We start from the raw sequence: 17,777 nt of genomic DNA, 5'->3' as shown, positions 1-17,777 counted from the left end.
GTCCCCAGTCCCCAGTCCCCAGTCAAGTAGTGAAATTTCTGTAAAAAACCGTACTTCCAGCGAATTTTGTTCTCTAGATTAGTCCTCTAGACTAAAATAAGACTAGAGACAAAACTTTCAGCTACTGAGTACAAGCACTCAGTTGAATATAAGTAAAATGGGATTCTTTGACTCTGAAATAGTTCAACACGAAGCCAAACAGCTTTTTGAAGATTACCAAGCACTGATTCAACTTGGCAACAACTACGGCAAATTTGACCGCGAGGGCAAAAAGCTGTTTATTGAGCAGATGGAATCTATGATGGACCGATATCGCGTCTTTATGAAGCGGTTCGAGCTATCAGAAGATTTTATGGCGCAAATGACCATACAGCAACTAAAAACTCAGCTAAATCAGTTTGGTGTTACACCACAACAAATGTTTGAGCAGATGAATATGACTCTGCAAAGAATGAAAGCTGAGTTGGAAAAACAGGTATGAGGGTATTGGTGATTGGTGATTGGTGATTGGTGATTGGGAAAAAATTTTAGATTTTAAAAATTTTAGATTTTAGATTGGAGTTCATGAAATACAATCCAAAATCCTAAATCCACCCATTGTATCACCCATTATCCATTACCCATTACCCATTACCCATTACCTCACTCTAATTTGCTTTAGGACGTGGAAACTGGGAAGGTGTTTTAAATTTCTCTGATGGTACTCCTTTAAGGGCTTGCTCCATAAAATCACGCCAGATGGGAGCAACCATACCACCACCTGTAGCACCACTGGATAATTGTAGGTTATCATCTCTTCCCACCCAGACAGCAGTTGTGAGTTGTGGCACAGTACCCACATACCAAATATCTTTTTCTGAGGAAGTTGTTCCTGTTTTTCCTGCTGATGGCCTGCCTATATCTGCACCCTTACCCGTACCGCTACTAACCACAGATTGCATAATATCTATAGTTGCTGCTGATGCCCAGGGATCAAGAACTCGCTGGGGTTTTGGTGTGTTGTCGAGTAACACATTACCACTACTATCTGTAATTCTGACTATTACTGTTGCTGGTGATTGCCAGCCATAATTCGCAAAGGTAGCGTAGGCACTGGCCATTTCCAAGGGAGTCATACCAATAGCACCTAAAGGCAGGGAGGTAACTGGTTCCATTGGACTCATGATACCCAAAGTCCGACAGGTTTCAACAACTTTATTCATCCCTATGGCTTTACCAAGCTTAATTACAGGGATGTTGCGAGATTGAGCTAAAGCGGTACGGATAGACATTGCACCACTAAACCCACCATCGTAGTTTCTGGGGAAGTACCAACCATTGCCATCTCGGTAGCTAACAGGGGTATCTAATACGGTGCTATCTGGAGCATATTTACCAGTGGCAAAGGCAGCATAATAAACGAAAGGTTTAAAAGCCGAACCTGGTTGTCTGAGTGCTTGGGTAGCGCGGTTAAACTCACTTGCTCTAGAATCTACCCCACCAACTAGAGCTTTGACAAAATGTGTGCGGGGATCAACTGCAACTAAAGCAATTTGGTTTCCACGCAACCCTTGACCTAGTAAATTTTTGTGCCACTTACTCACAGTTGATTCTGCCATCATCTGGAATTTGGCATCAACGGTGGTTTGTACCCGCATCCCCCCTTTCAGCATTGTATCCCTTCCAAACTTTTTCACCAGTTCCTGGGCTACGGTATTGCTAATATAAGGTAGGGCGCTACCTTGAAATGACCTAATTCTCCCTAGTTTAATTTCTTCCTTGATGGCATCATCATATTCTTTTTGGGTGATCCACCGCAAGTCTAACATCCGCCCTAACACTTCTTTTTGTTTTTGTTTTGCCTTTTTCATACTGGCAAAGGGGCTAAACTCTTCTGGGGCTTGGATCAAACCCGCCATCATTGCTGACTCACCCAAGGTTAAAAATTCGGCTGATTTATCAAAATAAGTCCGGGCGGCTGTTTGTACACCGTAGTTATTATGACCCCAATATACTTGATTGAGGTACATTTCTAAAATTTCGTTTTTCTCCAGAATTTGTTCTAAACGAATGGCTAAAACTGCTTCGGCTAATTTGCGAGTAAAAGCCCGCCGATGAGACAAAAACAGGTTTTTCACCAACTGCATGGTGATGGTAGAACCACCTTCTTTTACACCACCTGCTACCAAGTTTACTACTACAGCCCTTCCTACACCAGAAGGGTTAATGCCTTGGTGACTGTAGAAGTGACCGTCTTCACTGGCTAGTACAGCGCGTTTGAGGTTCGGGGAAATTCTATTTAAGGGTACTACTTCGCGGTTTGCTTCACCGTGAATGCTTGATATGAGTTTACCTTTAATGTCATATATGTATGTGGTTTCTGTGGGAGAAAAGCTGCGTAACTGTCTCACGTCTGGCAAGTTGCGGAAACTTATGGCCAGTCCCACCAGTCCCCCCGCTGCAATAGAACTTGACAGCAGTGTGAGCGATAGTAGGGTAGCGCCAGTTACCTGACCTACGCCTTTAAAAAATTCAAACCCAGATGAAGCCTGGTCTTGGGATTGCTTGTTTACAAAAGTCCTAGAAGACACGGCGGTTTTACTTCCTCACTAATAAATATAAATGTAATTGATGAAATGAAAAAAGTCGGTTAATTTTTTGCAATTATAGTAGTTTGGCAGAACAGAAAACGGATAATTTGCCAGTGGACGTTACCAACCTAATTTCTAAAGTGCAAAGTGTAGTTAATAGTGAATCTTATAGTATGGCTAGTATGGCGCAAAATTTCTCTTGGCTACATCGTGGTGTGGCAGAAATTTTTCCTCAACCTCATGATGCTGATAGTGAAACTGAAAGTTTGGAAAAGCGGTTGCTGAATGCTGACCGTCCTTTAAGGATCAAGTTGGGTATTGATCCTACTGGTGCGGATATTCATTTGGGTCATAGTATACCAGTAAGAAAACTGCGGGCGTTTCAAGATGCTGGTCATACGGCGGTTTTGATTATTGGTGATTTTACCGCAAGAATTGGTGATCCTACGGGTAAGTCTGATGTCCGTCGTCAGTTGACTGAGGTAGAGGTGGCACAAAATGCCCAAACTTATCTTGATCAAGTACGTCCTATTTTAGATTTTGACACACCTGGCAGGTTGGAGGTGCGTTACAACTCGGAATGGCTTTCCCGTTTAGATTTGGGGAAAATTCTGGAGTTGCTGTCTACGATGACGGTGGGACAGATGTTGGCCAAGGAAGGTTTTGCTGAACGTTATAAGAAAGAGAATCCGATTTTCCTCCATGAGTTCCTGTATCCACTGATGCAAGGTTTTGATTCTGTGGCTGTGGAGTCTGATGTGGAATTAGGGGGAACTGATCAAAAGTTTAACATTGCTGTGGGTCGAGATTTACAACGTCATTTTGGCTTAAAACCACAGTTTGGGCTATTATTACCTATTTTGATCGGGACTGATGGTGTACAAAAAATGTCTAAGTCTTTAAGTAATTATGTCGGACTTTCTGAGCATCCTTCCCAGAAATATCAGAAGCTTCAAGCTGTGCCAGATAATTTACTGTCACAGTATTTTGAGTTGTTGACGGATTTACCTTTGGAGAGTTTGCCAGAAAACCCACGCGATCGCCAAGAATTTTTAGCCTGGGAAATTGTCCGTCAATATCACGGTGAACAAGCGGCTAATGAGGCTAGAGAAGCGGCGAAAAGTGGTGGTAAGGAGGGAGCATTACCTGAGTTTTCTTTGGCTGCTATACCTGATTTTCCGGCTAAATTAGCTTTTATTCTCGGTGCTTCTGGTTTGTGTAAAAGTACGGGAGAAGGTAAGCGTAAAATTCAAGAGGGTGGAGTCAGGATAGACGGTGATAAGATTAATGATGTGGATTTAATTTTTTCTCAGCCTGATGATTTATATGGTAAAGTGTTACAGGTGGGTAAAAAAAATTTTGTGCGGTTAGTAAAGTAGGAGAGAATAGCCGTTCACCCGTACGGGACTCGTAGAGTGCGTCAGACGTTAGAAGTCATGTAAATAAATATACTTTTGATATCTGACGCACCCTGCTGTTATAATATTTTCATCATCAATAATTGTTCACAGTCATGATTCAAACCCTAAATAAAATTGTCACCTTTGAGGAATTTGTTAACTGGCTTCCTGACAATTCCGATATACGTTATGAATTACATCATGGAGCAATTGTCACAATGGGGCAACCGGTGGGAGATCATGAAGAAGTTAAAGGGTTTTTAACTATCAAAATTAGTGCTAAAATTGATGGGTTAAATCTTCCGTATGTGATACCTAATCAAGTTATAGTTAGACCAGAAGGTAAAGATTCTGGTTATTTTCCCGATTTGTTAGTTTTAAATCGTGCTAATTTAGCTAATGAACCATTATGGAAAAAACAATCAGTTATTAGTAATGGTGCTTCCATACCTTTAATCATCGAAGTTGTTTCCACTAATTGGCGTGATGATTATTATTTAAAGTACGCTGATTATGAAGAAATGGGTATTGCTGAATATTGGATTATAGATTATGCAGCTTTAGGAGGACGTAATTTTATTGGTAATCCCAAACAACCTACTATTTCTGTTTGTAATTTGGTAGATGGAGAATATCAAATCAGTAAATTTAGAGATGATGAACGGGTTATTTCTCAAGTTTTTTCTGAATTAAATTTAACCGCAAATCAGATTTTTCAGGCGGGGATGATGTAGATTAATCTTCACAAAAATTTCTGACATATTCCCTAAAAATGGAAAAATGGGAGATAAATCAAACAATATGTTATCTTCTACAATTTTGTTAATTAAATATCTTTTTTGTAAAAATTCTAACCCATTTTGTAGAGATTCTAACCCATTAATAAAATTAGTGGAAGATAATTCTAAGGTCAGAAGTGTTGAATGTTAAGAAATCTGTGATAAAAATAACCCAAAATATATTAAAATTTGAGCAAGCTATATCAAAATATTGATTGGATCATGATTATAAATTCATTTCCCAAGATTGTCAAAGACATCCTCAAATCCTTGCCAAAAAATGATTATCCGGTTTTGAACACCCGTCTTTACGTGTTAGATAAATTCCGCGGATGGAAGATATCATGAGATGTTGACATTTTCACCCTTAATAGGACTACTATAACTGAATGTAATAACCAGAATTATGAATGATGAAAAAATTATAGTTCCTTTAGATGTACCAGATTTAGAAAGTGCGATCGCTCTTGTGGATAAACTTCCCCAAGTCACGTTCTGGAAGGTTGGTTTAGAATTGTTTACTAGCACGGGTCCGGCTATTCTAAATGTGTTAAAATCTCGCCAAAAGCGGATTTTCCTGGATTTGAAGTTTCACGATATCCCCAATACTGTCGCCGGTGCTTGTCGTGCTGCTGCTGGTTATGGGGTGGATTTGTTGACAATTCATGCTACTTGTGGTAATGATTGCTTGAAGGCTGCTGTAGAAGCGGTGCAGGTGGGAGCAGAAAAGGCGGGAACTAAACCGCCTAAGTTAATTGCTATTACTCTGTTAACTAGCATTTCGGCGCGAGATTTGGCGTTTGATTTGAAAATACCTCTGGAATTGCCCGAATTTGCTTTAGAAATGGCACTTTTGTCCAAAAATGCGGGTTTGAATGGGGCGGTTTGTTCTCCCCAAGAGGTGGCACAGTTGCGGGACAGTTGCGGTAAAGATTTTTTGCTGGTTTGTCCTGGGGTGCGTCCTAGCTGGGCTGAAAAAGGTGATCAAAAGCGATCGCTCACCCCTTCTCAAGCTTTTCAAGCTGGTGCTGATTTTTTGGTGATCGGTCGTCCTATTACTGCTGCTGCTGATCCGGTTCTGGCTTGGAATAGGGTTTGTGAAGAGGTTGCTTAGGTTACTCTGTTTTTGTTTCGCGCAATCTCCGTCAGCAGATCCCGTAGGGTAGGCGCAAAGGAAGAGAGAAACAAACCACGTTCACCGAAGGTGTTACCGCAGGGTAGAAGCGAAGGACACGAAGATAAGAGGTTTCAGAGAGATTTTTTGACTGTGTTCTAAGTTTTTGTAGGGTGGGCATACTTCGGCATAGTTCGACTGCGCTCACTAACCGCTCAGTACAAGTCTTGCCCGCCCAAGTTATGCGATAATATTTTTTACAAGATGTGATTTTTTGAATTTGATGAATTTTCAAGATGAAGGAAGAAAAAATGGCTGGTTTGTTTTTAAGGATTTAGTATTTCTTTTTCCTTTGTGGCTTTTTCAGTCTTTTGTCTTTGTATCTCCTGTTTTCGCCAAAAATCTCTCTCCTAAACCTGTTGATTCCAAAATGAGTAGTTCTTGTTCTCAGCAAGGTTTAGAAGGTTTAACTACTCAGTTGATGTTAGATTTACCTAGCTATGCTAACCGCGTCATTCAAAGATCCCGTCGTCTGAGTCGCAGTGTTGATATCTATCCTTATATTTTGGTGGCAGGTAAGCCGGAGTTTCAACCTTTACCTTTAAACCCTGGTATTGATACTGCTAATAATACTAATAATTATGCTTCTGAAGGAGTTGAGCAGGTTTTTTTCACGACTCTGGAACGTCAGTATATTAATAAAAAGGCGGTGGAGTTGCAACAGTTCCACAGGTTGTTTTTGACGAAAACTACTTTGGGTTGGCAGGTGGTGATGATGTTTACGCAAACTGGTGAATATCCAGTAAAACCACCCTTAGCACCACCAAGAGATAGTAGTCAGGGGGCGATCGCTCAAGGTGTTAAACTTTGGTTACGGGATTGTGAAGCAGGAAGTGTCAACTACTCCCCGCAACATCCCAGTTTAAACCTTAACTCAGTGCTTCCGCAGTCTTTTCTTGATCCAGTTTGAGAATCAAAACTCCCAAAGGTGGTAAACACAAATCTAAGGAATAAGGACGATTATGTAAAGACCAATCATCAGTCCATTTTCCTCCTAAGTTGCCCATATTGCTACCGCCATATTTACGCGCATCGCTATTGAACAACTCAGTATAAAATCCTTTCTCTGGTACACCGATGCGATAGTGAGAATGGGGTTGAGGTGTAAAATTACAAACCACAACTACAAACTCATCGGTATCTTTAGCACGACGGACAAAAGAAACTACACTGTGACGGTTATCGCTACAATCAATCCAATCAAACCCTTCCCGCGCAAAATCCTGAGTATATAAAGCAGGTTCAGAACGGTAAAGATGATTTATCTCCTTAAAAAATGCTTTTAACTGTTGATGGGGTTCATGTTGTAATAACTGCCATTCCAAATCCGCCCACACATTCCACTCACTCCACTGGCCAAACTCCATACTCATAAACATGGTTTTCTTTCCAGGGTGAGCAAACATATAAGCAAATAAAGTCCGCACATTAGCTAACTTCTGCCATCTATCACCGGGCATTTTACCGATGATATTGCTCTTACCATGTACAACTTCATCGTGTGACAATGCCAACATGAAGTTTTCACTGTGGTTGTACCACATACTAAAGGTGACATTGTTTTGATGAAACTGCCTAAACCAAGGGTCCATGCTGAAATAATCCAACATATCGTGCATCCAACCCATGTTCCATTTCAGGTTGAACCCTAAACCACCTGTATAGGTAGGCCAAGACACCATAGGCCAAGAAGTAGATTCTTCGGCAATGGAAAGGACTCCAGGAAAATAACTAAAGATGTTGTGATTTACTTGACGTAGAAAATCAGCCGCTTCTAAATTTTCCCTACCACCGTACTGGTTAGGTAGCCATTCGCCATCTTTACGACAATAATCGTTGTAAAGCATCGAAGCAACCGCATCAACACGAATGCCATCAATATGGTATTTATCAAACCAGAACAGGGCGTTAGCAACTAAGAAATTTCTAACTTCGTTGCGGGAGTAATTAAATACTAAAGTTCCCCATTCCTTATGTTCACCTTTGCGGGGATCAGCGTGTTCATAAAGATGAGTACCATCAAAGAAAGCTAAACCATGACCATCTTTAGGGAAATGTCCAGGAACCCAATCTACCAGTACACCAATACCATTTAAGTGACATTGGTCTACAAAATACATGAAATCTTCAGGACTGCCAAACCGGGAAGTGGGAGCAAAGTAACCTGTGACTTGATAACCCCAAGAACCATCAAAGGGATGCTCGGCAATGGGTAACAATTCTATATGCGTATATCCCAGGTCTTTGACATAGGGGATGAGTTTGGCTGCTAGTTCCCGATAGGTAAGGAAACGCGCCCCAGGATTGAGTTCTGAAGCAATAACTACTGGTTCTGTTTCGCCGTTGGGCAATTTTGCTGGTTCGCCACTAGCAGCGTGTAACCAAGACCCTAAATGCACTTCATAAACGGAAATTGGTTGGGTGAGGGGATCAGTATGTCTCCTGGTTTCCATCCAATTTTCATCAGTCCATCTGTAAGCATTTAAGTCACTGACAATAGATGCTGTTTTGGGACGTGGTTCTTGTTGGAAACCGTAGGGATCAGATTTTTCGTAAATGTGTCCGTCAAAATTTTTGATTTCATATTTGTAATGTTCTCCCACACCCAGTTCAGGAATAAATAATTCCCAAACCCCTGTGTGTCCTTTCCGCATTTGGTGTTTGCGTCCATCCCAGTGGTTGAAGTCTCCCAAAACAGAAACGTTGCGAGCATTGGGAGCCCAAACGGCGAAATAAACACCTTTGACACCATCAACTTCTGTAAGATGCGCTCCCAATTTTTCGTAAATGCGGTGATGATTTCCTTCTGCAAATAAATGCAAATCAAAATCTGTTAAATGGGGAGAACGGAAGGCATAAGGATCATAAATGACTCGCTCATGCTCTCCTTCTTTGATTCGTAATTGGTAGTTGTTAAGTTCTGGTGTTTCTATGGTGCATTCAAAAAAATGGGGATGATGCACCGTTGTCATGGGATATTCTTTGCGTCCTTCTGGAACTACTACATAAACTGCGCTGGCATTTGGGAGGTAAGCTCGCACAGCCCAGACGTTTTTACCTTCCTGTTCTATAAGATGTGAACCTAGTACCTCAAACGGATCATGATGCTGATTCCCAACAATGCGATTAACCTGCTCAGGAGCGATGGTACTGATGGACATGAAGCTACCTACTGGAAATAAGGTGATTAAGTAAATTCAGTTTTTAAGAACTTAATATATATTGTTTACATTTATTTGCATTTTTGTCGTCACGGTTATCCTAACACCAGAATGTATCTTATTGGGAAATGGGGACTGGAAGAGGTATTTTGGTAACGGTGATGATAACCGCTTCAAAAAATTTTTGCCTGAAAAGGTGTTAGCTTTGCGGGACTCAGCCGGGTTTTACACCCAATTGTTGCAATTATGTTGCTGTACTATGGGTAAAATAAACTTTTTGTCAATATTTTTTTGCTAAAATTAACTAAGAACTCCTAGACTGGTAAAGTGATAAAGTAATAAAACGTTATAAATATGACTCAGCAATAGCTTAATTGTGTAAATACAACATAGTAATATATACTACACAAAAATTGACAATTTGCAGTTAGATATTACTGTTATCAACTGATAATTGACAATTGACAATTGATAAGTAGAAAGACGGGAAACAACCAAAGTATGTAAAGAAAAGTAAATTAACCTAAAAACCTCTTTTCTTCGATAGAATCATCGTCTACTAACATTAATCAAATTTCCCAATAAATAAGTTTTTACACTGTAATTAGTTGTATTATTTATTACTTTAGCTTACATAAAATAATTTGTTGGACGAGAGTTACAGTTTCACACTATTTGTTTGTCTACTCCTGGTTTATCCTTATAGGTACAAAATATCAGATGAACTAAAATGACTGAAATTAGCCTGCTAATGACGGGCGTATTAAGCACCACACAACCAAATTTGCCCCATTTGCCGGAGCAGCGACCATTGACAACGGAAAATGGCGTGCATAATTCAAAAAATAGTCAGTTATCTCAATTAACTTCTATTTCTCAAATCACACCACCTGAATTTATGACAGTAGACGGAAGGGACAAACCTCAAATTTCAGCACTGGCACATCAGCGGGATCATATATTAAAACAAATTCGACAAAAGCACCTGCCCTCAATATCTTTTGAGTTAGCTGATGCTCAGGATATCCCTACAAAAGAGCAGCTATTAGCACGATACCCAGCACATAACAGACAACCCATGCCAACTTTACGTTTTGGTAGTTCTGGTATGTCTGTAAGAATTATGCAGCGTTTATTGGTATCTAATGGCTATGGTATTCGAGTTGATGGTATATTTGGTCCTCTTACTGAAGCAGCTATTAAAGCTTTTCAAAGTCAACGTAATTTATTAGTAGATGGTATTGTTGGTCAAAAAACTTGGTGGGAGTTGTCAATTTAGGAGGCAGGAGGGAAGAAGTAGTATCTTATTCCCCCCAGTCACCAGTCCCCTACTAATTAACGATACTTATGCTGTATCTCCAGAAAAGAAATTATGGAACCTATTTATGGGGGCAGGTCGAAGCTTATGGGATATCTAGATGTCTGATTTTTCCGTTAAATTATCATCCATAAGCTTCGCCCCTACAACTTATGACAAATTAATACATTCTATTTTGGAGAGGTCTATTGTATTAGTCAGCACTGAGTAAAAACAGAGCCAATATTAATTTACTTTCCTTTTTGTTTTCTTTCCTCGCGTTGCTTGAAACCACAGAAAGTAATAATTTATCACTAGGGCGAACGACGGGACTCGAACCCGCGAGTGGTGGAACCACAATCCACTGCCTTAACCACTTGGCTACGCTCGCCATTTACTCTCTGAGCATAGCACGACTTTAAAAAATAATCAAGATTTTTTTTGACTGAAATTGACTAATTTTTTTTGTAGTCTTTAAACTGTAGTCATTAGATCACAACCTGGTATATATGAAAGTATTGACTTTAATTGCATCTGTAGGCGCAGCAGGAATAGCAGTCTTGGGAGTGACGATGGCTACCACAAATCCACAACAGCCTAAATATGAAGAGTATGCAGTACAACGTTTGACAACTTACTTAAAAACAGATTTTTGTCAAAAAACACCGAATTTTTTGCAAAATCTGATACAATTTAATTGCAATCAGCTGGTTGATTCCGCTCAACCGCAAATTAAAGATATTATTTCTGCCACCACAAAAAGACAGAACTATATTGTTTTTAGTCTTTATACTACTGATTTAAAAATTGATAATTTAATACCTGGTTACAAATTTGAAACAGTAGGCGCATTTGACAACTTTTATACTTATAAAGCAGAAAAGAAATAGGGGATTGGTGATTGCTGACTGGTGACTGGGTTATTAACCTCCCTTACTTCCCCTACTTCCCCTACCCTTGCGAGCTTCCCCTACCTCCCCATCTACCTATGACTAATGACTTGTTGTATTGCTTGTTTATACCCACAGAACCTGGACAATGCTCGTTTCTGTATCAAATGTGGAAAGCCTTTACTGCTTAAAGAACGCTATCGTCCAATTTATCCCATTGGTAGCGGTGGTTTTGGCAGAACTTTTTTAGCTGTAGATGAGGATATACCATCTAAAGTTAAATGTGTAATTAAACAATTATATTTTCCTGATACGAATACAACTACTTTTGCAAAAGCGGTGGAATTATTTCACCAAGAAGCAGTGAGATTAGATGAATTACAACATCCCCAAATCCCTCATTTGCTTGCACACTTTGAACAAGACAATCAACTATATTTAGTACAGGAATTAATTGTAGGCAAGACATTAGCACAAGAATTACAAGAGCAAGGTGTATTTGCTGAAGTGCATATTTGGCAACTACTCAAAGATTTATTACCAGTGCTGGAATTTATTCATACTCGAAAAGTGATACATCGGGATATTAAACCAGCAAATATTATGAGAAGATATATTTCATTGTTAGGTAATACATCTGAAGATCCTCCACCAATTACTGAGGTAGAATCATTAAATCCTACTATGAATTTGGGTGAATTGCAATCTTTCAATGCTCAACAACAACCCAAAAACTTTGGAAAACCCAGTAAAATAAAAAACCGTAATAACAATAATACTGAAGCAGGAAACTTGGTTTTAATTGATTTTGGAGTAGCGAAACAAATCACCGCTACAGCTTCAGTAAATACTGGTACAACGGTAGGAAGTCCTGAATATATGGCTCCTGAACAAATGAGGGGTAAGGCCTTAGCAGCAAGTGATTTGTATAGTTTGGGTGTAACTTGCATTTACTTATTAACAGGTGTTTCTCCCTTTGATTTATTTGATGTGACAAGCGATCGCTGGATATGGCAAGATTATTTATTACCGGAAAATCAAGTTTCCGAGCGTTTGAGTGCTATTCTGAATAAACTGCTACAAAATGCCCTACCCCAACGTTACCAGTCTGCTACAGAAGTTTTAGCAGCAGTCAACACAGAAATAAAACCAGTTAAACAAAAATCAATTAATCTTCACAATACCTTATATTCAGCCGCCGGAGTTAATTACAAAAGGTTAGAAAAATTACTCAAGTTCAAAAAATGGCAAAAAGCAGATGATGAAACCTGGACAGTGCTGCGTCAAGCTTTATCTAAACCTGTGGGAAAATATTTATTTAATAGTGATTTAGAAAACTTACCATCTGAGGATTTACAGATAATTGATCATTTATGGACAAAATATAGTCAAGGTCATTTTGGTTTCAGTGTGCAAATAGAAATATATGAAAGCTGTGGTCAAGATTATCCTCGATTTTGTGCTGCTGTTGGCTGGGATCTCACAAAATCTAGTTCTTATAATCAGAATTTAGTTTTTCCCTGGCCAGCACCCAAAACATTCCCCAAAGGAAATTTACCCTCGCATCCTTGGGTGGGAGGGACTAAACCCTGGGAACACATGAATACTTTGAGTGCTGCTCTTTTCAAATATCGACATTGATATTTTCGATTTGTTTAGCCGCTTTTTCCCATAACTTGGCGTTTTCTTCATCATTCCAGTGAGTTCTGAGATTTTCTGCTTTTTTGTGGCAGATTCGTTCTAACATCTCTAGAATTGCACCTAGTGTTAGTTTGTCCACTAATTCTTCTAAAGAGTGCATAAATTCTTTCATAATAAATACTCCTTAACCTAAATTTTTAGTTAATCACATCGTCAGCCTATGTCATCTGCTTATCTTTTAGTATCTCACGGTAGTCGTGATTCGCGTCCAAATATTGCTATGCAGCAACTAGCAAAGCTGCTCAGTCTGAAATTACCAGATAGTGAACATTTAGTAGGGATAGCTACCCTAGAGCTAAATACTCAACCATTAAACCAGCAAATTCAAGATTTCGCGCCAAAGGCTTTAGCTTTTGGTTGCAAATGCCTAAAAATTATACCTTTATTTCTGCTACCGGGAGTTCATGTCATGTCAGATATTCCCGCAGAAGTGGAACTTGCACAAACAGCACTGGGTGAAAAGATCCAGATTGAGATTAAACCCTATTTAGGAAGTCATGGAAATTTAGCAAAACTGCTGACTTCAACAATAGCTACTATAAAAGCAGAGGCAGTAATTCTGTTAGCACATGGTAGTCGTCGTTCTGGTTCACAACAACCAGTAGAAGATATAGCTAGGAGTTTGGGAGCAGTAACGGCTTATTGGTCTGTATCTCCCAGTTTAGAAACAAAGATAAAAGAAATAGTAGCTGCTGGTAATCAGCAGATTGCAATTTTGCCATATTTTTTATTCACTGGGGGAATAACTGATGCGATCGCCGAATCTTTAGAAAAGCTAAAATTAAAATTTCCTGGGGTAAAGTTGCAATTAGCACCACCTTTAGGAGTCAGCCCAGAACTAGCTGATATAATCTGGGATTTAGCAACAGAAGGGGAAAAAGTTTTTGGGTAAGGTTTATTTAATCGGTGCTGGTCCTGGTGATCCTGGACTCATGACTCTCAAGGGTAAAAGTTTATTGGAATGTGCGGATGTAGTTATTTATGATGCTTTGGTAAGTCCGCCGGTTTTGGCAATGATCAATCCCCAAGCTGAAAAAATCAACGCTGGTAAGCGCATGGGGAGACATTCGCTCTTACAGGAAGAAACTACCCAACTACTCATTGAAAAAGCCCAAGATCATGAAATTGTGGTGCGGTTAAAAGGTGGCGATCCTTTTATTTTTGGGCGTGGTGGGGAAGAAATGGCAGAGTTACTAGAATCGGGAATTTCTGTAGAAGTTGTGCCGGGGATCACAGCCGGCATTGCAGCGGCGGCTTATGCTGGTATTCCCTTAACCCACCGTCTGTATAGTTCATCAGTGACATTTGTAACGGGTCACGAAGCGGCGGGTAAGTATCGACCGACTATAAAATGGCAAGCGATCGCCCAAGGTTCAGAAACAATAGTTATTTATATGGGTATCCACAATCTACCTTATATTGTGGAACAGTTGAGTTCATCTGGGTTGAGTCTAGAGACTCCAATAGGTTTGGTGAGGTGGGGAACCCGGCCAGAACAAGAAGAATTAATTGGTGAGTTAGGGACAATTGTGCAACAAGTTGAAGAGACGGGATTTAGTGCGCCAGCGATCGCAGTCATTGGAGCAGTAGTCAAGATGCACAGTATTTTATCTAATTGTCGTCCAGTGTAATCTAGATCGAGAAAAACTTATATTTTCTACTTTCAATCATCTACTTTCAATTATCTGCTTTAAATCATGTGCTGAAAAACCGTTTTCAGTAAATCACTTTGATTTAAAGGCTTAGTCAAGCAAGCTGAAGCTCTAACGAGTTTTGCTTTAGCTTTATCTATCAAGCTGGCTTTTTCTGTCACCATAATTACAGGTGTATTTTTAAAATATGGCTGTTTCCGCAATAAAGAGCAAATTTCATAGCCATCTAAATTCGGCATCGTCACATCCAGAAAAATCATATCTGGTTTGGTATGGAAAATTTCCATCAAAGCTTTTACTGAATCTGTAACACCAAATACAGAAAATATTTGCTCATCTAAAAAACTTTTAATAGTATTTAACACCAAAGGACTATCATCCACACAGAAAATTGTGTAATGTTTTTTGTCCTTGGGTTGGGAATAAAATCTTTGATATTTGCTGGGAGTTGGTGGTTTATTGCCAATTGGGGGCAATTGTACTTCAATTTTAGGGCGTGTCTTTGGTTCATTGTCTGGCCAAAACTGCTCCGTAGCAACTCTGACACCTGCTGAAGATTGCTGACTATACTGCCAAAATTGTTCAGGAGAAACTTTTATCCCCGCCTGGCACTTTTCCACTAATAAGCGCAGATTCAAATGACAAAACTTGGGTAAATCATCCAAAAAGGTTTCATGGATAAACTCATAACTTCCCTCTTCGATTTGCAGAAATGAATCTAGAAATTCTAGAGCTAATTGTTCAATGAGCATTGCCGCTTGCATAGAGCTAATATATTGCTCATTCACCAACCAGCAAATAGCTAAATAATCTGGATTGGGAATAGCCTGATTTTCCACACCTCTTTCAAAGATGCTTTGTAACTGCTCATTAATACCTCTGGGAAGAGTAGAATTTTTCTGGGTCAACCTCTGCAAGTTGCGATACAGTGGCTCAAACATCTTCTCTGAGTAACAAGCATAAATTAATTTCCCCTCTTGTACATATATTGACCAAGCCCCGGAAGTGCTAAATACCTCTAAACAACCAGTAACCGACTTACTGGTGATTTTCTTCAACAGGGATAGAGGTTGTAGTTTTTGGAAAAATCTGTATCTACTAATAGGAAGCGTTTTCATTAGCATGGATTTGAATACAAATAAAAATTTGACATCACAATTTGTGAATCACCTGTAGAGGATTCACACCGGTCTTTTTGGACTTCATGCCAGATAAAGATAACGGTTTACATGGGAGTGAGTATAGCAAGTCTTTTCTCTAAACACACAATACCCAACACCCCACACCCCACTCACCCCTCACCTGGGCAAAAAGCAGAAATTATCTAAGCATTCCCCTATCAGCAGTCATATGGGCAAGATCCACATCCTGCACTTTTTCCATAAGGGCTGGTTGGCAATGCTCAATCTACGACATCATTGGATGTTATAGACTTTAATTTCCCCAATAATATAAAGGTGTAAGACATGAGAATAGCAAAGATTTAGAAGCATTAAGTTCAGAAAAGTTACACCTTCTCCATTACTTCTAATTTTTTGTATTCCAGCCTTGAATGATTATGTGGTATATGTGTAGATGCTCAGTAATTACCTACTAATTTCACGTTACTATAGATTTAACAGGGAAATAAAAAACTATTTTAAACCTAATATAAAAAATTAAAGTTAAGACAAAAATTAGTAATGAAAATAGCAGTTTATCAATTGATAATTGACAATTGACAATTGATAATTGTTTCATTCAAGGTTTAAAACCTCCCCTTTGAAGGGGAAAAAACCAAAAAAAATCCGCTTTTTCAATCCTCTGACTTTCAGGGAGAGGTCATTGTCAATTGTCCATTCTTGAAAAATACTATGTTTCACCTGATTTTGCTGATCAAACAAGATGTTTGTGCTTAAAATCAATAGTCCTTTTAAGCTAGTAAAGCTAATGACTACAAAGCAAATGTACTGTAAATTAGCTATACTATATCCCGGACTATTTCTACTCATACAGTGCTTAATTTATTCTTTTCCTCTTTCATAATTCACTATCAGGATGATTTAGGGTATTGGGGACTGGGTAATGGGTAATGGGTAATATTATTCCCAATCACTAATCACCAATCACCATTCCCTGATATCAGTAGAATTTTCATATACTTAGCTGTTTAAAATTAACCAACTGTGACCGCTATTAATCTTTTAGTCCAAGAGAAAACTGAACGTCTGGATCGTTATCTGTCATCTGCAATACCTGATTTATCTCGTTCCCGTGTACAACAGTTAATTGAACAGGGTCATGTTCAAGTCAATGATCAAGTTTGTACATCTAAAAAAATAAATCTCAAACTTGGCGATCGCATTTGTTTAGAAATTCCCGCAGTTCAACCGTTGGAACTGGTAGCAGAAGATATCCCTTTAGATATTCTCTACGAAGATGAGCAATTACTCATTCTCAATAAACCCGCAGGTTTGGTAGTTCATCCAGCACCTGGTCACGCAGATGGTACATTAGTAAATGCTTTGTTGGCACATTGTCCTAATTTACCGGGAATTGGTGGTGTGCAACGTCCTGGTATTGTTCACAGATTAGATAAAGATACAACTGGAGCGATCGCTATTGCTAAAACTGATATTGCCTATCAACACCTACAAGCACAACTACAAGCAAAAACAGCACGCCGAGAATATTTAGGGGTGGTTTACGGTGCGCCAAAAACCGAAAGCGGGACTGTAGATTTACCCATTGGTCGTCATCCCCAAGACCGCAAAAAAATGGCCATAGTCCCCATAGAAGAGGGGGGTAGGTCAGCCATAACCCATTGGCAAGTGAAAGAAAGGCTGGGGAACTACACCTTGATCCATTTCCAGTTAGAAACAGGGCGTACTCATCAAATTCGCGTCCACAGTGCCAAAATCGGTCATCCTATAGTCGGCGACCCTGTTTATGGTTCTGGTCGTTCTGTGGGGGTAAATTTGCCCGGTCAAGCATTACACGCTTGGCGACTCAAGTTACAGCATCCCATTTCTGGAGATTGGGTGGAAGTAACCGCACCCCTACCCCAAACCTTTACAAAGCTATTAGAAGTCCTCCGTCGTAGGTGATTGGTGATTGGTGATTGGTGATTAGTGATTGGGAATAATATTACCCAGTCCCCAGTCCCCATTACCC

General features: G+C 39.5%; 15 protein-coding genes and 1 tRNA gene. 11 read left to right on the top strand and 5 right to left on the bottom strand.

Going from position 1 to position 17,777, the window contains the following annotated elements; genetic code table 11:
• The first annotated feature begins 157 nt into the window (after positions 1-157).
• The gene (locus H5968_RS22070) at positions 158-481 is read left to right on the top strand and encodes a DUF1825 family protein (RefSeq protein WP_096565025.1); all 324 of its coding nucleotides are present in this window, start codon (positions 158-160) and stop codon (positions 479-481) included.
• 166 nt (positions 482-647) lie between these two features.
• Here the strand turns inward: H5968_RS22070 and H5968_RS22065 are convergent, their stop codons facing one another.
• The gene (locus H5968_RS22065) at positions 648-2,570 is read right to left on the bottom strand and encodes a transglycosylase domain-containing protein (RefSeq protein WP_137666381.1); all 1,923 of its coding nucleotides are present in this window, start codon (positions 2,568-2,570) and stop codon (positions 648-650) included.
• A 182-nt stretch (positions 2,571-2,752) separates the two neighbouring features.
• On the opposite strand from H5968_RS22065, the gene tyrS reads away from it, so the two are divergent.
• The 4 genes from tyrS (at position 2,753) to H5968_RS22045 (ending at position 6,833) form a co-directional block, all read left to right on the top strand.
• On the top strand, positions 2,753-3,949 hold the full coding sequence (gene tyrS, locus H5968_RS22060; protein WP_222620767.1) for a tyrosine--tRNA ligase: 1,197 nt from the start codon (positions 2,753-2,755) through the stop codon (positions 3,947-3,949).
• A gap of 134 nt (positions 3,950-4,083) precedes the next feature.
• Positions 4,084-4,704, top strand: a complete 621-nt coding sequence (locus H5968_RS22055) for a Uma2 family endonuclease (RefSeq protein WP_187041676.1) — start codon at positions 4,084-4,086, stop codon at positions 4,702-4,704.
• 451 nt (positions 4,705-5,155) lie between these two features.
• Positions 5,156-5,863, top strand: a complete 708-nt coding sequence (gene pyrF / locus H5968_RS22050) for an orotidine-5'-phosphate decarboxylase (protein WP_187041675.1) — start codon at positions 5,156-5,158, stop codon at positions 5,861-5,863.
• A gap of 283 nt (positions 5,864-6,146) precedes the next feature.
• Positions 6,147-6,833: a hypothetical protein gene (locus tag H5968_RS22045; protein ID WP_255427223.1), complete on the top strand. Its 687-nt coding sequence runs from the start codon at positions 6,147-6,149 to the stop codon at positions 6,831-6,833.
• On the opposite strand, the gene glgB is transcribed toward H5968_RS22045, so the two are convergent.
• Complete coding sequence (gene glgB, locus H5968_RS22040) at positions 6,793-9,084, bottom strand: 1,4-alpha-glucan branching enzyme (protein WP_187041674.1); 2,292 nt, start codon at positions 9,082-9,084, stop codon at positions 6,793-6,795. The genes H5968_RS22045 and glgB overlap by 41 nt on opposite strands.
• A gap of 730 nt (positions 9,085-9,814) precedes the next feature.
• Between glgB and H5968_RS22035 the strand changes: the two genes are divergently transcribed.
• Positions 9,815-10,363 (top strand): peptidoglycan-binding protein, encoded by a 549-nt coding sequence (locus H5968_RS22035; protein WP_187041673.1) that lies wholly within the window; start codon positions 9,815-9,817, stop codon positions 10,361-10,363.
• A 336-nt stretch (positions 10,364-10,699) separates the two neighbouring features.
• Here the strand turns inward: H5968_RS22035 and H5968_RS22030 are convergent.
• A tRNA-His gene (locus tag H5968_RS22030) sits at positions 10,700-10,772 on the bottom strand.
• A 118-nt stretch (positions 10,773-10,890) separates the two neighbouring features.
• On the opposite strand from H5968_RS22030, the gene H5968_RS22025 reads away from it, so the two are divergent.
• Together H5968_RS22025 and H5968_RS22020 are read left to right on the top strand one after the other, a co-directional pair.
• The gene (locus H5968_RS22025; RefSeq protein WP_096565037.1) at positions 10,891-11,271 is read left to right on the top strand and encodes a DUF4359 domain-containing protein; all 381 of its coding nucleotides are present in this window, start codon (positions 10,891-10,893) and stop codon (positions 11,269-11,271) included.
• A gap of 105 nt (positions 11,272-11,376) precedes the next feature.
• Positions 11,377-12,912 (top strand): serine/threonine-protein kinase, encoded by a 1,536-nt coding sequence (locus H5968_RS22020; protein ID WP_187041672.1) that lies wholly within the window; start codon positions 11,377-11,379, stop codon positions 12,910-12,912.
• On the opposite strand, the gene H5968_RS22015 is transcribed toward H5968_RS22020, so the two are convergent.
• Positions 12,896-13,084 carry a hypothetical protein gene (locus tag H5968_RS22015; RefSeq protein ID WP_096565039.1) on the bottom strand — a complete coding sequence of 63 codons (189 nt, stop codon included), beginning with the start codon at positions 13,082-13,084 and terminating at the stop codon, positions 12,896-12,898. The genes H5968_RS22020 and H5968_RS22015 overlap by 17 nt on opposite strands.
• 48 nt (positions 13,085-13,132) lie before the next feature.
• Between H5968_RS22015 and H5968_RS22010 the strand changes: the two genes are divergently transcribed.
• A complete protein-coding gene (locus H5968_RS22010; protein ID WP_187041671.1) occupies positions 13,133-13,864 on the top strand; it encodes a sirohydrochlorin chelatase in 732 nt (243 codons plus the stop codon).
• Positions 13,857-14,603 carry a uroporphyrinogen-III C-methyltransferase gene (gene cobA / locus H5968_RS22005; RefSeq protein WP_096565043.1) on the top strand — a complete coding sequence of 249 codons (747 nt, stop codon included), beginning with the start codon at positions 13,857-13,859 and terminating at the stop codon, positions 14,601-14,603. The genes H5968_RS22010 and cobA overlap by 8 nt, the downstream gene beginning before the upstream one ends.
• A gap of 59 nt (positions 14,604-14,662) precedes the next feature.
• Here the strand turns inward: cobA and H5968_RS22000 are convergent, their stop codons facing one another.
• Positions 14,663-15,742 carry a response regulator gene (locus tag H5968_RS22000; protein ID WP_096565045.1) on the bottom strand — a complete coding sequence of 360 codons (1,080 nt, stop codon included), beginning with the start codon at positions 15,740-15,742 and terminating at the stop codon, positions 14,663-14,665.
• Between the two features lie 1,047 nt (positions 15,743-16,789).
• Between H5968_RS22000 and H5968_RS21995 the strand changes: the two genes are divergently transcribed.
• Positions 16,790-17,710, top strand: a complete 921-nt coding sequence (locus tag H5968_RS21995; RefSeq protein WP_187041670.1) for an RluA family pseudouridine synthase — start codon at positions 16,790-16,792, stop codon at positions 17,708-17,710.
• Positions 17,711-17,777 lie beyond the last annotated feature (67 nt).

Source organism: Sphaerospermopsis sp. LEGE 00249 (assembly GCF_014299995.1).
Lineage (GTDB): Bacteria > Cyanobacteriota > Cyanobacteriia > Cyanobacteriales > Nostocaceae > Sphaerospermopsis > Sphaerospermopsis kisseleviana.
This window is presented reverse-complemented; position numbering and strand designations above follow the sequence as displayed.

Excerpts from the sequence above, each read along its gene's own strand:
- H5968_RS22045 (WP_255427223.1), top strand. The coding sequence starts at position 6,147 with ATGAATTTTCAAGATGAAGGAAGAAAAAATGGCTGGTTTGTTTTTAAG.
- H5968_RS22000 (WP_096565045.1), bottom strand. The coding sequence starts at position 15,742 with ATGAAAACGCTTCCTATTAGTAGATACAGATTTTTCCAAAAACTACAA.
- H5968_RS22025 (WP_096565037.1), top strand. The coding sequence starts at position 10,891 with ATGAAAGTATTGACTTTAATTGCATCTGTAGGCGCAGCAGGAATAGCA.
- H5968_RS22035 (WP_187041673.1), top strand. The coding sequence starts at position 9,815 with ATGACTGAAATTAGCCTGCTAATGACGGGCGTATTAAGCACCACACAA.
- H5968_RS22020 (WP_187041672.1), top strand. The coding sequence starts at position 11,377 with ATGACTTGTTGTATTGCTTGTTTATACCCACAGAACCTGGACAATGCT.
- H5968_RS22010 (WP_187041671.1), top strand. The coding sequence starts at position 13,133 with ATGTCATCTGCTTATCTTTTAGTATCTCACGGTAGTCGTGATTCGCGT.
- H5968_RS22055 (WP_187041676.1), top strand. The coding sequence starts at position 4,084 with ATGATTCAAACCCTAAATAAAATTGTCACCTTTGAGGAATTTGTTAAC.
- pyrF (WP_187041675.1), top strand. The coding sequence starts at position 5,156 with ATGAATGATGAAAAAATTATAGTTCCTTTAGATGTACCAGATTTAGAA.
- H5968_RS22015 (WP_096565039.1), bottom strand. The coding sequence starts at position 13,084 with ATGAAAGAATTTATGCACTCTTTAGAAGAATTAGTGGACAAACTAACA.
- glgB (WP_187041674.1), bottom strand. The coding sequence starts at position 9,084 with ATGTCCATCAGTACCATCGCTCCTGAGCAGGTTAATCGCATTGTTGGG.
- H5968_RS22070 (WP_096565025.1), top strand. The coding sequence starts at position 158 with ATGGGATTCTTTGACTCTGAAATAGTTCAACACGAAGCCAAACAGCTT.
- tyrS (WP_222620767.1), top strand. The coding sequence starts at position 2,753 with ATGGCGCAAAATTTCTCTTGGCTACATCGTGGTGTGGCAGAAATTTTT.